This window comes from Mycobacterium sp. SMC-19 (assembly GCF_045310815.1).
Lineage (GTDB): Bacteria > Actinomycetota > Actinomycetes > Mycobacteriales > Mycobacteriaceae > Mycobacterium.
Genome location: NZ_JBJIAM010000002.1, coordinates 359,733 through 373,718, shown reverse-complemented (window position 1 = coordinate 373,718; position 13,986 = coordinate 359,733). Strand labels below are relative to the sequence as shown.

The 13,986-nt window shown below is 65.3% G+C and carries 12 protein-coding genes and 1 pseudogene; 5 read left to right on the top strand and 8 right to left on the bottom strand.

All coding sequences use genetic code 11. The features are described 5' to 3' along the window. The first annotated feature begins 121 nt into the window (after positions 1 to 121). The 3 genes from ACJH5R_RS05805 (at position 122) to ACJH5R_RS05795 (ending at position 3,190) form a co-directional block, all read left to right on the top strand. The gene (locus tag ACJH5R_RS05805) at positions 122 to 1,480 is read left to right on the top strand and encodes a cytochrome P450 (protein WP_406756942.1); all 1,359 of its coding nucleotides are present in this window, start codon (positions 122 to 124) and stop codon (positions 1,478 to 1,480) included. Next, positions 1,477 to 2,307, top strand: coding sequence for an SDR family NAD(P)-dependent oxidoreductase (locus tag ACJH5R_RS05800; RefSeq protein WP_406781477.1), 831 nt, complete (start codon positions 1,477 to 1,479; stop codon positions 2,305 to 2,307). The genes ACJH5R_RS05805 and ACJH5R_RS05800 overlap by 4 nt, the downstream gene beginning before the upstream one ends. Before the next feature lie 70 nt (positions 2,308 to 2,377). Next, positions 2,378 to 3,190: a phthiotriol/phenolphthiotriol dimycocerosates methyltransferase gene (locus ACJH5R_RS05795; RefSeq protein WP_406757244.1), complete on the top strand. Its 813-nt coding sequence runs from the start codon at positions 2,378 to 2,380 to the stop codon at positions 3,188 to 3,190. A gap of 42 nt (positions 3,191 to 3,232) precedes the next feature. Here the strand turns inward: ACJH5R_RS05795 and ACJH5R_RS05790 are convergent, their stop codons facing one another. Next, positions 3,233 to 4,018, bottom strand: coding sequence for an alpha/beta hydrolase (locus ACJH5R_RS05790; protein ID WP_406781620.1), 786 nt, complete (start codon positions 4,016 to 4,018; stop codon positions 3,233 to 3,235). A gap of 87 nt (positions 4,019 to 4,105) precedes the next feature. Continuing rightward, positions 4,106 to 4,906 (bottom strand): annotated as a pseudogene (locus ACJH5R_RS05785) (SDR family NAD(P)-dependent oxidoreductase); the annotation flags it as partial. Between the two features lie 151 nt (positions 4,907 to 5,057). Here ACJH5R_RS05785 and ACJH5R_RS05780 point away from each other — a divergent pair. After that, the gene (locus ACJH5R_RS05780; protein ID WP_406781476.1) at positions 5,058 to 6,140 is read left to right on the top strand and encodes a PE-PPE domain-containing protein; all 1,083 of its coding nucleotides are present in this window, start codon (positions 5,058 to 5,060) and stop codon (positions 6,138 to 6,140) included. Between the two features lie 129 nt (positions 6,141 to 6,269). Here the strand turns inward: ACJH5R_RS05780 and ACJH5R_RS05775 are convergent, their stop codons facing one another. The 5 genes from ACJH5R_RS05775 to ACJH5R_RS05755 form a co-directional block, all read right to left on the bottom strand. Then, entirely contained in the window at positions 6,270 to 7,619 is a 1,350-nt protein-coding gene (locus ACJH5R_RS05775; protein WP_406756939.1) for a hypothetical protein, read from the bottom strand. A 240-nt stretch (positions 7,620 to 7,859) separates the two neighbouring features. After that, the gene (locus ACJH5R_RS05770) at positions 7,860 to 9,512 is read right to left on the bottom strand and encodes a hypothetical protein (protein WP_406781475.1); all 1,653 of its coding nucleotides are present in this window, start codon (positions 9,510 to 9,512) and stop codon (positions 7,860 to 7,862) included. Between the two features lie 309 nt (positions 9,513 to 9,821). Continuing rightward, a complete protein-coding gene (locus tag ACJH5R_RS05765) occupies positions 9,822 to 10,541 on the bottom strand; it encodes a nitroreductase family protein (protein ID WP_406757242.1) in 720 nt (239 codons plus the stop codon). After that, positions 10,534 to 11,037, bottom strand: coding sequence for a DUF2505 domain-containing protein (locus ACJH5R_RS05760; RefSeq protein ID WP_406781474.1), 504 nt, complete (start codon positions 11,035 to 11,037; stop codon positions 10,534 to 10,536). The genes ACJH5R_RS05765 and ACJH5R_RS05760 overlap by 8 nt, the downstream gene beginning before the upstream one ends. A 13-nt stretch (positions 11,038 to 11,050) precedes the next feature. Further along, a complete protein-coding gene (locus ACJH5R_RS05755) occupies positions 11,051 to 11,749 on the bottom strand; it encodes a flavodoxin family protein (protein ID WP_406756936.1) in 699 nt (232 codons plus the stop codon). A gap of 160 nt (positions 11,750 to 11,909) precedes the next feature. On the opposite strand from ACJH5R_RS05755, the gene ACJH5R_RS05750 reads away from it, so the two are divergent. Beyond that, the gene (locus ACJH5R_RS05750; protein ID WP_406781473.1) at positions 11,910 to 12,740 is read left to right on the top strand and encodes a class I SAM-dependent methyltransferase; all 831 of its coding nucleotides are present in this window, start codon (positions 11,910 to 11,912) and stop codon (positions 12,738 to 12,740) included. On the opposite strand, the gene ACJH5R_RS05745 is transcribed toward ACJH5R_RS05750, so the two are convergent. Next, complete coding sequence (locus tag ACJH5R_RS05745) at positions 12,733 to 13,986, bottom strand: phthiocerol/phthiodiolone dimycocerosyl transferase family protein (protein ID WP_406756934.1); 1,254 nt, start codon at positions 13,984 to 13,986, stop codon at positions 12,733 to 12,735. The genes ACJH5R_RS05750 and ACJH5R_RS05745 overlap by 8 nt on opposite strands.

Here is a 13,986-nt window from a genome sequence, read left to right as displayed (position 1 = left end):
CCTTCAGGCGACCGAGGCAGCCGGTTAGGGTGGCGGCTAGCCTGATCGCAGGCCAACCGTGGCCCGGCACCGGGCCACAATCGCGCTCCACACCCGACAATCGTGACGAGGGGCTTGCCAGATGGATCAGAAGGAACTGACGCGTCGGCTTCGGTTTCGCGCCAGCCTGCTCAAGATCGGCACTGACGGGCTTATCGGCGTGGTCCGCGACCGGGCAACCGCTTACCGCTACGCCCTGACCCGACGCGAAACCGCACCGCTGACCGACTTCGACCCGTTCGCGCCCGAGACGATGCATGATCCCTATCCGGGCTATCGCACGCTGCTGTCCGGTCCGAAGGTCTGGTACAGCCGCAAGCGCGGCATCTGGATCATCCCGGGTTACGACGAAGTCCGGCAGGCGCTGCGCGACGACGAGGCGTTGTCCTCGGCGCAGAGCCAGGCCCGCTTCCGGGTCCGCCTGCAGACCATGAACGCCACCGATCCGCCTGTGCACACCCGGCTGCGCCGGTCGGTGTCTCGGGCATTCACGCCCCGCGCGATGAAGTCGTGGGAGATCAATATCAACCGCGCGGCCGACGAACTGGTCGCCGCGATGATCACGCGCGGACGAGTCGAGATCGTGGCCGATTTGGCCAAGCCCCTGCCGAACCGGCTGATCACCATGATGCTGGCGATTCCGCAGGAAGACCGCCACCAGTTCCTGGAATGGGCGGACACCATCAATGAAGCTGCGTTCGCACCGCTGACCCTGCGTGGGATGGCGATGAACATGCGCTCGAGTCAGGCGGTCATCGCGATGCACCGCAGTCTCGATCCGATGATCAAGGCGCGCCGCGCCGAATCCGGCGATGACCTGATCTCGATGCTTGCGGCACCGAGCGGTGAGGACACCCTCTCCGATGACGAGGTGTTCTGGACCGCCTCGATGCTCGTCGGCGCGGGCAGCGAGACCACCACGAACCTGATCTCGGGCCTGTTTCTGACACTGGCACAGCGTCCGGACGTCTACAGCCGGCTGCGCGAACACCCCGAATTGATCCCGGCAGCCATCGAAGAGCAACTGCGGCTGGTCTCCCCCGTTCAGGGCTTCTACCGAACCGCGACCCGCGATTACCGGGTCGGCGACCAGACCATCCCGGCCGGAGCCCGGGTGTTGATCCTGTACGCGGCCGCCAATCGCGATCCGCAGCACTACCCGGATCCCGACACCTTCGACCTGGACCGCAATCCGACCGACCACCTCGCGTTCGGCGGTGGCGCGCACTACTGCCTCGGCACCCACCTGACCCGCATCGAAGTCAGCCGGGTACTCACGCAGCTGATCCCCCATGTCAAGGAGATCCGGCTGGCCGGGGACTACCGCTACCTGGTCAATGCGACCATGCGCGGCCTCGAGCACCTGCCCGTCGAGTTGGTGCCCGCCGAATCCGGTGTGGACTCCGCGCCCGTGCCGTCCGGGAACACCGGCACCCGATGAGCACCCAGCCGGTAGCGCTGGTCACCGGAGCGACAAGCGGGATCGGCGAAGCGACCGCCGATCGGCTGCAGGCAGCCGGCTATCGCGTCTTTGCGGTGGGACGCAATCCCGAAGCGCTGCAACGCCTTACATCACGCGGGCTGACGGCTCGCGCCCTCGACGTCACCGATGAAGCCGCGGTGGATCGGCTCATCGCGGAGATCGACGCGGAACACGCTGGGGTTGATGTCTTGGTCAACAGCGCGGGATATCCGCTCACGTGTCCGCTTGAGCAATTGCCTCTCGATGACCTTCGCGGCCTGTTCGAGACCAATGTGGTTGCGACACTTCACTTGGCCCAGGCAGTCCTGCCGGAGATGCGTCGCCGCGGGTCCGGCGTCATCGTGAACATCGGCAGTACCGGCGGGCGCTTCGCCAGCCCGGGCGCTGGCGGCTACCACGTGATCAAGTACGGCATGGAGGCGTTGTCGCTGTCGCTGCGCGCCGAAGTCGCGCCGTTCGGAGTGCGGGTGGTGCTGCTGGACCCGACCGCGGTGCGGACTCCGTTCGTCATCTCCCAACAGGAGGCGCGACCGTCCTACACCGATGATGATCCCTACGGCGGCTTCAAGATCCGTTACGCCGAGAACACCCGCCAGCTCTCCGCCCAGCGCGGGGTGATGATCGAACCCGACGTGGTCGCCCGTGCCGTGCTCCGCGTGGTCCGGTCGAGGAATCCTCGTCCCCGCTATGTGGTCGGACTCTCCGGCAAGGCCACCGTGCTGGCGCGTGCCGTGTTGACCGATCGGATGTGGGATCGAATCCTCATGCGCGGTCTACACGACTGAGTTCGCCGCTGTCGGCGACCCGGGCAGGGCGGGGTCTCCAGAATCGTGAGATACTTTTTCGATGGTCACGATGAACCGCCTGATCTTCAATCCGGTGTCCCACCGCGTCATGACGAACCCGTTCGTCTATCACCTGCTGTTCACCTCGTTTGTGACCAAGCGGTTCTCGACCCAGACCAAGATGCTCAGCGGCGACGACTGGCTGTTCCTCAACTACGGCTACGAAGAGGATCCGCCGATGGCGGTGCCGCTGGAGGCCTCCGACGAGCCCAACCGGTTCTTCATCCAGCAGTACCACCGCACCGCCGCCCTGGCTGACATGGCCGGCAAGAAGGTGCTTGAGGTGAGCTGTGGCCACGGGGGCGGCGCGTCCTATGTGGCCCGCACCTTCAAGCCCGCCTCCTACACCGGCCTGGACCTCAACGAGACCGCTATCGAGTTCTGCCGGGAGCGCCACCAGCTGCCCGGGATGGATTTCGTGCAGGGCGACGCCGAGAACCTGCCCTTCGAGGACGGCTCGTTCGACGTGGTGTTCCAGGTGGAGGCATCACACCTGTACCCGCACCCGGCCAAGTTCTTCAACGGCGCGGCACGGGTGCTGGCGCCGGGCGGACACTTCCTCTACACCGATTTCCGCCGCCGCAGTGAGCTGGCCCGCTGGGATGCGGAGCTGGCCGACACGGGGCTGCGACTGGTGTCGCAGGAGGACATCAGCATGGACGTGTTGCGCGGAAACGAGAAGAACCTGGCCCGCAAGCAGGACATGATCGCCCACCACGGCGGTCTGGCCCGCTTCGCCAGCGCCGCGACCGACTGGACCTTCAACGGCGCCCTGAAGAACGGCGAGTTCGTCTACCGCCTGTACTGCTTCACCAAAGACTGAGCGGAGGGCCCAGTAGGCCCGCTGGCTTGCCTCTGGCGGCCTTTATAGGCCCCGGGCGCCGAGCCAGTTGTGGATGCGCTCGGCCACGGCCTCCCAGCCCGGTTCGAGCATCATGTTGTGGCCCATGCCCGGAAAGAACTCGGCCTCGGTGCCGTAGGCACTGGCAGTGGCCCGCACTTCTTTACAGGTATGCGCGCCGTCCTCTTCGGCGCCCAGCACCAGCAGCGGGGTACTCACGCGCTTCGGATGCGGCAGGTTGAGCATCAAGCAGTCGACGCTGACCCGTGCGCTGTCTTCCTGAAGCCGCGCCGCGCATTCCAGCACCGCGTGCTCCGGAGTGGTCTCGGAGAAGAACTTCTCGCGGGCCAGCTCCGGCGTGTTGATGTAGGGCAGTGACTTGCCGGTGACCGCCATTTTGATGGCATGCCACGGCCGGTTGCGCAGCCAGCGCAGACTCGACCCGTAATTGCCCTGCGGGGGAATGGAGGCCATTAAGACCCCGGCAGGCGCCGGCCGGCTCTCGAGATACTTCTGCACGATCAGCCCACCCATCGAGTGGCCGATCACCACCGGGGGCACCGGCAGCTCGTCGGCGACCGATCGGACGTCTTGGACGTAGTCCTCCACGCTGCAGGTTCGCAGCGGCTTGTCGTTGGAACTGCTGCCATGGCCGCGGAAGCTGACGGCCAGCGCGCGGTAGCCCAGATCGGCGAAGTAGCCGAGGAAATTCTCGTCCCAGCACCACGCGGCATGCCATGCGCCATGGACGAACAGCAAAGGGACAGGATGGGCGTCGCTGACGCAGCCCTTGTCGATCACCTCAAGCACGACACTGCTCCCCCTGTCCAGCGACCTGCCCCTGACTGACTTCGACGATAGCCCGGCCTTCCCCGTCCCGGCTTTGCGCGTCGACAGCGGCGTGCGCCGTGCCAGCAACGGTAGCAGTGGGCCGTGCGGCACAGCACGGTATACGTCCACCAGCAGGCGATTCGCCCACCCCGGCGTCACCCGTCCCTTACCTTTGGCCAGGCCGTCAACGGCCGCCCGGGCAACGTGGTCCACGGGCTTCCACATCACCGCGGGCAGCACCCGCCGGCGTTCGCCCGCACGGAACCCGGCAGCGACATCCAAGCCGGTGTCGACCGGCCCGGGGCACAGCATGGTGGCCGTGACGCCGGTGCCCCGCAGCTCGCTCCGCAAACTTTCGGTGTAGGACGCCACGAATGCCTTGGCGGCGCCGTAGCTGGCCTGACCGGGCAGCGGGCCGAACGCAGCCACCGAGGACACGTTGAGCACCGCGCCGCGTCCTCGCTCGACCATGCCGGGCAGGAACCGGGTGCACAGGTCGACGACGGCGGCCACGTCGACCTCGATCAGGCCCAGCTGCCGTTCCGGCTCCGTTTTCGCGACCAGCCCCACCATCGCCACGCCGGCGTTGTTGACCAGCACATCCGGCACCACACCCAGATCGGCGACGCGGCCGGGCAATGCGGCTCGCTCGGTGGGGCTGGACAGGTCCGTGGGCAACACGTGCACCGGTCCCGGTCGCAGCGTGCTCAGTTCGCCGGCCAGTGCGTGCAATCGATCGGCGCTGCGCGCGACCAGAATCACCTGGTGGCCGCGCCGCGCGAGTTCGCGGGCCACCGCCGCACCGATCCCCGACGATGCGCCGGTCACGATCGCCGCGCGGTCGTCTCCCGGACCTGGTAGAACCACGTGCTCACCCTATCCCGCGTGTCGTCGACGACCAGCGGACCCGCGCCTGTCGAGTGGCGAGTATTGGCCGTATTGGCCGCCTCTGCGCACGCTGGGCCGAACTCCTGTGTACGCTGACGCGAGCATGTGTCTGAGATAAATGGGGGATCAGATGACGCATTCCAGCTATCGATGGTTGACGGCCGGTGTCTTAGCAGGGGGCTGTGCCGGCCTGATGGGGCTGACCTCGATGTTCAACGCATCGTTCGCTTTCGGGGAGAGCAACGGCACGGCGTTGATCATGGGTTATGTGCTGACGCCCGATCCCGGTGCCGTCTACAACCAACGGGTGATGGATCTGTTCATCAACCCCGCCAACCCGTTTCCGGGCCAGTCGGTATATCCGGGTTACACCCCGGTCGTCGAGCCGCTGAATCCCTCCGATTACCAACAGAGCCTTCTCGACGCCGCCAAGACCCTGAACCAGGACATTGCCCGGCACTTGCAGGATGGACCGGTAACGGTGTTCGGCGTCTCCTCGACCACGGCGATCGCTACGCAGGCAATGATCGACCTCGCCCAGGCCGGCGCAAGTGCACCCGACCCGGCGAATCTTCATTTCGTGCTGGTCGAGGATCTGAACACGCCCAACGGCGGTATCTTCACGCGCTTTCCGCTGGACTTCGGGAGCCTTCCGCCCACCCCCGTCGATACGCCGTACACCACCGACATCTACAACTTCGAGTACAGCGGCGCCACCGACTTCCCCAAATACCCGCTGAACATGCTGGCGCTGGCGAATTCGATGGCGGGGTACGTCTATCTGCATCCGTACCTGATCACCGGCTACCCCAGCTCGTGGGACCCGAGTGCGATGGCCGACGCGGTGAAGCTGCCCATGTCCGACGGCTATGACGGCGACACCTCGATCTACCTGATCCCCACCATGAACCTGCCGTTGCTCGAGTCCCTACGACAGTTCCCGCTGTTCGGGCCGGCGATGGCCGACCTGATCCAGCCCGCGCTAAGGGTACTGATCGACTTGGGCTACGACCGCTCTGATCCCGCCGACGTCACCACACCGATGTCGTGGAGCATGCCGGGCATCGACTGGGACCTGGTGTCGCGCAACATCCAACTCGGCATGGAACAGGGTTGGACGGCCGCCCAGGTGGACTTGGGCATGCTGCCGGAGTCCGCGCTGCCGGACCTCTACCCTTACCTGCCGGACCTGTCGGGCCTGATCGGCACGTAGCACGCGATGGAGAAATCTACCGGACGAAGCTGACTGTCAATCAGCTCAAAACCGTTGGATCCCAACGCAGTTGAACACTCCACCGTCCCACGTGCCGGACGTGTCCGACACGTGGTCGCCAGCGAGTGTCTACTCCGGGGTGATGTTGAAGATGGCGTCCCACAGGCCCTGGATATCGAAGGGCCCGATGATGCCGGAGTTGTCGAAGATGTTGTACCAGTAGTCGCCGAAGAACTCCTGGAGCTGCTCCGGGGTGGGCAGGAAGCCGGAGGTGTCGATGAACGGGTCGTCCGGCAGCGGGTTCTTGATGTCGAGCAACACGGTGCCCAGGCGCCACAACCACGCCTGCGTCTCGATCATCTCCGGGTTGGAGACGTTGGCGGTGCCCTCGTCGTAGGCGTCCATCCATTCACCGATGACGGGGTTGCCCGGCCACAGGTCGTCCATGATCTTCACCAGCCAGTAGTAGCTGGGTGTGTTCCAGTCTTCGGGGTTGAAGATGTTGCCGCCGGGCTCGGGAAGCAGGCACGGCCCGGGGCACAGCGGGCTACCCGGGATGAACGGGTTGAAGGCCAGCAGGGACGAGGCGAAAAGGGATTGCAGCGCGCGCGCGAATTCGATCGGGTCCGGCAGGTTGAACTTGTCGACATCGAACGGCTGCATCAGGCTGTCGAAGAAGTTCGTGAACGGCGTGGTGAAGTCCATCGCGTAGTAGCTGCCCGCCCACGGCATCAGCGGGGCGTCCGGGTCGATGTTGGGGTAGTCCTCGGGGTTCAACCCCAGTTCCGCGAGGGTGCGAGTGCCCTCCCAGTAGTACATGTCGTTGGCGTACCCGATGTTGACCATGCCAGGCCCATTGGGGTCGAAGTAGAACTCGTTGCCGTCCATCATGTCCGAGAACGGGATCTGGAACCAGTTCTGGATCAGCGGGAAGTTCTGCAGGCCCAGGGCGATCAGCACGCTCCAGATGGACTGGTCGATCCAGGTGAAGCCGGTGATCGGGCTGGTCGGCATGACCGGCAGACAGTCCAGGCCCGCACAGCTCAGGTCGATCGGAATCTGAACATTGGCCAGCATGGACAGCTGCTGTCCGAGGCCGGGGAAGAATCGGTCCCCTTCATGGCCGGCGCCGGAGATCTCCGGGAACGGGAACATCATCTGAAGGATGCCCTCGAAGTGCCCCATGTCGCCGGGGTCCTCGCCCCAGGCGTTCGTCGGGCTTCCGGCCATCCACGGGCCGCTGTAGAACAGCGACTTCGCCAGCGTGTCCATCGCGTGGATCTCGTTCGCCGGAATGTTGACCAGCGCCTGGAACAGGTTCAGCGGAACATTCAACAGTGACTCACCGGCGCTGAGCTGCGTATCCAGGTGAACCGTGGGCAGCTCGGGAATCGCGGACGCCATCGGAGCGACGGCAATGAGTCCGGCGGTGGTGACGACCAGCCCCGCGGAGAAGTACGAACGCAAGGCTGAAACCATCCCGGGGTCCTCCAACAAGCTAAGGTAACTACTGAAAGCGGCACAGCCGCGTGCGGTTCATGAATCTACCAAAGTGTTACCTGAGCGCAAATCGAGAGTCACATGTTGGCAATCGAGATGTATGCGCTGTATTTGCTGTGAGAACCGTAGGGGCGGGAGCGCGGCGCCCCCAGAACGCACGGCAGCCCGGCCGTATGAACGGGCCGGGCTGCCGCGAGGTCGCGCAGACGCAGAGTCGATCTAGAAGGGGAACCAGCTCGCGAGTTCGCTCCACAGCGAGTCGAGATCGGTGACGAGTCCGCCGCTCGGGTCAAGGAACCGCAGGAAATCGTCCCACAGCAGCAGCGAGTTCTTGCCGCCGAAGTCGCCGATCTCCTGCTCGTCCAGCGGCAGGTCGGGGTTCCAGGTCGGCGGCATGTAGTAGCCGGTCTCGGGGTTGATCGGCCACGGCCCCAGCAGGCCCGGGTCGGTCAAGATCCCGCCGTTGACGGCCAGGGCCGGCAGGTACGGGTTGATGTCCGCGAGCATGTCGATGATCTGGTTGTGGGTGTCCGCGTCGAAGGTGAACATGCCGGTCTGCAGGGCAGAGATACCGGCCAGGATCTGCTCGTCGGTCCCGCCGTTGGCATTGCCGACGGCATTCTCCCCTTCCTGTTCGGTCAGGTCGATCCACTGCTGAATCAGTGGGTTGGGGGCGCCGATGGCCTGAATCGACTTGACGAGGTCCAGGCTGGTGACCCCCCACGGCGGAGAGACCGGCGGCATGTTGCACAGTCCCGGGCACATCGGGCTGCCGGCGACGTAGGGGTTGAAGTCGACCACCATTCCGGCGATCAGCGCCTTCATGGCCTGGAAGATCTCGTCCGGGCCGGCGAAGTGGAAGCCGGTGAGCGGGTCGTCGCCGTTGACGCTCAAGTCGACCGGCTGCATCAGGCTGTCGAACCACCGCTGGAGGGGCCCGAACGGGTCCAGCTTGAAGGTCAGACCCGCCCACGGCATCAGGTTGACCTGGTTCCCGTACTCGTCGAGGACCGGGTCGCCGTTCTCGTCGAGGAGTGGGTGGGTGCCCGGGTAGCCGAACCCGGGCTGAGCCTCACCGGACCATGGCGCCCCGCCGTACATGGGTCCGCCCGGCACCGCCCCGCCCGGGCCGACGCCGGCGTCCGGGTTGGCGATGCCGCCGGAGGTCGGGTTATCGGGGTCACTCCACGGACTGTCGGGGAACTTGTAACCGTTCAACATGTCCTGGATCGGCACCTTGAGCCAGTACTTGAACAGGTCCAGCTGATTGTCGTCGTTCGGGAAGTTGGTGAACTTCAGGAAGAAGTTCAGCGCCGCGTCCAAGCCGGTGATCCCGGTGATCGGCTCGACCGGAGACATCGGGTAGCACTGAATCGAGTCACACGACGCGCTGATCGGCAGCAGGGCCGCGGCGAACATCGCGAACTGCTGGCCCCAGCCCGCGGTGCCGTTGGCCAACGCATCCGGGTCGATCGTCGGGTCGTACAGGCCGGAGAGCTGCGGGGCGAACGGCAGCATGTAGTCCATGACGGCCATGAAGTGGCCCGGGTCGCCCGGGTCCTCACCCCAGATATTGGTGGCGCTGGGGGTGAACCAGTTGCCGGTGAAGAAGAAGGAGTTGGCCAGCACGTTGGTGGCCGACACCTCGTTGAACGGGATGTTGACGATGTCCTGGAACAGGTTGAACGGAATATTGAGCAACGACGCCTCGGCCGCCAGCTGCACCGCGCGCTCGGCCGCGGTCAGATCCGTAATCCAGGGTGCGACCGGCGAGACCGGAGTGACCGCAGCTACGGCTGTCGCGGCCGCGACGGCGGCGCCTGCTGCCGTGTACCGGCGCGGCGGCGCCACTACGCGTGTACCGGCAGTCACGGCTCGACGCTGTGGCGCTGCGCGATGCGCCCCGGCAGTCGCAGATCGACCCTGCGGGACGGCTACAGGCCCCCCGGCAATCGCGAATCGACGCTGCGGAACCGCTCTATGCGCTCCGCCTGTTGCGTATCGACGCTGACGCGTCCCCCCACCAATCACAAATCCCCCTTGTGTCCCCCACGAACCGTGACAGCATATAGGTGTCACAGCCGGGTGTCTAAGCGAGCAGTCATTAACTTACATCACGTGGGGAATGTTTTCCGCTAAGTTCCACGTAAACTTCGTCAAAGGCTGATCTTAAGCTCCCATTCAGCTATCGCGCCACGCGAGATCGCCATAGCCGTCAAGATGAGCCACCTCCCCGACCGGCTTGCGGGTGGTCGGACCGTAGCGCCCACGGGGCCAACCGAGCGGCACGATGCAACACGGCGTGACCGCATGCGGCAGGCGCAGGATGCGCCGCACGGCGCGCTGATTCCACAGCGGCAGGGTGATCAGCGACGCGCCCAAGCCCATGGCACGGGCAGCGAGCAGCAGATTCTGAACGCTGGGGTAGATCGACCCCCAGTAGGCCGACTCGGCGATGTGCGGCATGCGCACCACCGGCAAGCGGCCCTCCCGTGCGCCCAGTCGCAGGCAGGCCACCACGAGCACCGGGAGTTCGGCGAAATGGTCGATCTGCCACTCCATCGCCCGGGCAATACCGGCGATCGACTCGTCGGTTTTGATTTTTCGCCGCAACACCACACCGCGCTGAATTTTCCACGCCTGCCGATAACGCTTAGCCAATTCCTCTTTGACGCGGCGGTCCTTCACAACGATGAATTCCCAATTCTGCCCGTCATTTCCGGTCGGGGCACGCAGCGCCAGCTCGATGCACTTGAGCACGACCGCGTCATCGACCGGATCGGAGTACACCCGACGTATCGCGCGCTGCGTCATCATGGCCTCGGCCAGCGGCATGTCCAGCCGGGCCAACGCCGCGGCCGCTGTCGGCACATGAGTGTAAGTGAATTCTGATTCAGGCATTTTCACCCAGCCAAGTCGTTGTGAAGCGTTGGATCTCCGGAATGCCTTGCGCGAATTCACGGGCAAGGAAGCTCTCAATCGGGCCACCGACCAATGGCACTTTGAAACGGATCGTGCCGTTCAGCTCCAGCCTCGAGCCGGCGCCGTCGCGTTGGAGAACCGCGGCGCCTGTCCCCGATCCCGGGGCGCCGGTCACCGCGACAGTGATCTCCCCGTCGACCCGTCCGTCACCGGCCGGCGTCCACACCTCAGTGGTGACGATGTTGAGGTCACCTCGGTACACCTTGGCCAACATCCCGGGCAACGCGCCGTGGCGCAGGTCCTCAGTCACCACGACCCGGATCCGGCCGTCCGCATCGACGTCGAGGGAATCGAGGGTCTTGCTTCCGCCGAAGGCCTCCAGCCGGGCCTGCCAATAAGAGCGGTTCCCGAAGGCACCATAGACCTGCTCGACGGATGCCGGCGAGGAGAACGTCACCTCAAAGGAACGGGGCATTAACGCTGACCTCTCACTTGCCGAACAACCGGCTCACCAGGCCCGCGGCGAACTTGCGGACCCGGTCGAGCTGCTCGGGCTGGACGTTGGTGGGTGGTAGCCGCAGGCCCAGGTAGCGCTGCCGGTAGCGGCCGCTGCCCAGGTAGCTGGTCAACGCCAGCATTGAGCGCAGCGGGTCGCCGGGATAGCTGAGGTGAATCTCGTCCTGATAGCGACCGCCGCACTCCTCGGCCAGCCGGCAGACCTCGGCGTAATTCTCCTGCCAGAACTCGCGGCACACGGTGAACACCACAAACGGCTTGCCGTCCAGAAGCTTTCGCGCCTCGTCCGTCTGCAGAAACGACCTGATCGGCATGGCGGGCGCCTTCCACCAGGTCGGCGAGCCGATGCAGATCAAGTCGTACTCACCGTCGCGCACCGCGTCGGGCGTGCGGATCTCCCCCGTTTCGCCCCGCTGTTGTGCCTTGAGCACGCTGAGCATGTCCGGCCAGACCCGGCGCAGCGGGAACTGCGCGAAACGCTGCGAGTAGCGCGGGTCGGTGAACTCGATGCCGGCTTTGACCACCTCGCAGCCCCGCTGAGCGAACACCTCGCCGGCGGCCTCGAGCACCTTGAGCGACTGCCCGGAGAAGCTGTAGTACAACAACAGGATCCGCGGCGCTCGTCCGTTGCGCTCGCTGGCCTGAACCGCCATCTGTGCCTCCTGATTCATGCGGTGGTCCCAGCTTCGGCTCTCCTCCGTCGAGCCTCGCTGAACCGCCGGGTTGATACGGCGGTCCCAGCTTCGGCTCTCCTCCGTCGAGCCTCGCTGAACCGCCGGGTCCGACCGTGCGGTGCATCGACTTTCCGGCAAGCGTATTAGGCTCGCCGACGTGGCAGACAAGATCCCCGTCGACCTGCACGGCGCCGCGGCAACCATGCTGACGACGCTCTACCTCAAGGCCCTCGACGCCGATTTCGACCAGCCGGTGCTGGGCGATCGGTACGCCAGAGCGGCGGTCGAGCGTATCGACTTCGACTGGGATGGCCTCAAGGCTAACGGCCGCTGGGCGCCCCTGGTGACGGTGCGCACCGCGCAATACGACATCTGGGCGCGTCAGTTCCTGGCCGCCCACCCGGACGCGACCGTCATTCATCTCGGCTGCGGGATGGACGCCCGGGTCTTCCGGATCGATCCCGGTCCCGCGGTGGCCTGGTACGACGTCGACCAACCGCCGGTGATCGCGTTGCGCAAGCAGGTCTACCCCGACCGCCCGGGTTACCACTTGGTGGCGACGCTGGCGACGGACCCGTCGTGGCTGGACGACATTCCCACCGATCGCCCGGTCCTGCTGCTGGCCGAGGGCATCAGCATGTACCTGGCCGAAGCCGACGGTGTGGCACTGCTGCAGAGCATCGTCGACCGCTTCCCGGCCGGCGAACTGCAGATCGACTTCTACAACTGGTTCGGTATCAAGAGCCAGAAAACCCATCGGCTGCAACGACAGTCCGGCGCCACGTTGCACTGGGCGGTCAACGGCCCCAGCGACATTCTGGACAAGGTCACCGGTATTCGGCTGTTGGCTGCCGCGAATTTCTTCGACGCGGAGACCTTCGGTCGGGTCCCAGCCGGATTCCGGCGATCCAGCCGCCTGGCTCGTGCGGTGGGGCCGCTGCGCGGAATGCTGCAGTACCACCGCTACGCCTTCGGTCCGGTCAGCTGACGCCGGCGTGCTGCTCGGCGATGTCGCACAGCAGCGCGCGAATCGCCTCCACCGAGCGCTCCGGCGCCGGACCGTGTGAGTGATATTCGATATTGAGCTGCCCAGAGAAGATCTGGGTGAAGTAGATGTCGATGCCTGCGCTCACGGCGAAATACAGCTCGCCGTGTGTCGTGGTCACCTCGACGCCCGGTGGTGTCCGCACCGGCGGAACCAGACCGTTGTTGCTCAGCACGACAACGTCGGGCAGTCCCGGTGGGTTTCCGACATACTGCGGGCTGAAGTGCAGCCGGGACTGTTGAATGACGCCTTCGTCGAGGTCTTTCTGGAAGTTCGCGGCGATATCGCGCGCCATTTCGACCAGGTCGGTCTTGGCGTCGATCTCGGCGAGATAGGTGGCCAGTCCGATCGGATTGGTGCATCCGGTAGCCGAAACCGGCGGTGACAGAAAGTATCTCAAGTCGACCGTATAGACGTAGGGCACCGGGATACTCAGCTTGCCGCGCAGTTGCCATTCGGCGATCAGCACCGCCGCGGACAACACCGCGTGCAGACTCAGGTCGTGTGCCCGGCCGAACGCGACCACGCTGTCGGTCTGGCTTTCGGTCAACCGGCACGACGCCATCGGCACCAGCACCGGCGACGACGGCGTCTCTTGCCCGACAGCCCGCCGAGTGGGCGGCAGGTCGTAGGCGAACAGTGCCGGCATGAACCGCTCGATCCCGGAACGCTGCTGCTTCGCGATCCCCCGATCGGCCAGCACCGCCTCGATGGACAACGGAGCGGGCTCAACGTTGATCGCACCGATCCGGCCGATGGTGACCAAGTCGGTATAGAAGGACAGCATCTCCTCGATCAGCGCATACATGTGGTGACCGTCGGCCACGGCATGGTGCACGTACAGCGTCGGCTGGGCCTGCCCATCGCGGATGATCACCCGCATCGCCACCAGTGACTCCGTCTGATCGAAGCGCGGGGTGGGCGGCTGCGCGTCGGGCCCGTCGAGTTCGATGACCTCGATACCGTCGGGCATCAGGTCGTCGGTGACGAACTGGTGGCGTCCATCGGGCAGTCGCTCCAGCCGCCCGGTGAGGATCGGATGCGCCTCCAGCAGCGCCTCGTAGGCCTCCGAGAGCAGATCAATGTCGACCGGACCGGTGACGTGCGCGGCGAGACCCACAAAATTGTGGGTCTCGGCGAGCATCTCCTCACTGATCGCCAGCTTCCGAATGACCGACGTGGCAAACAC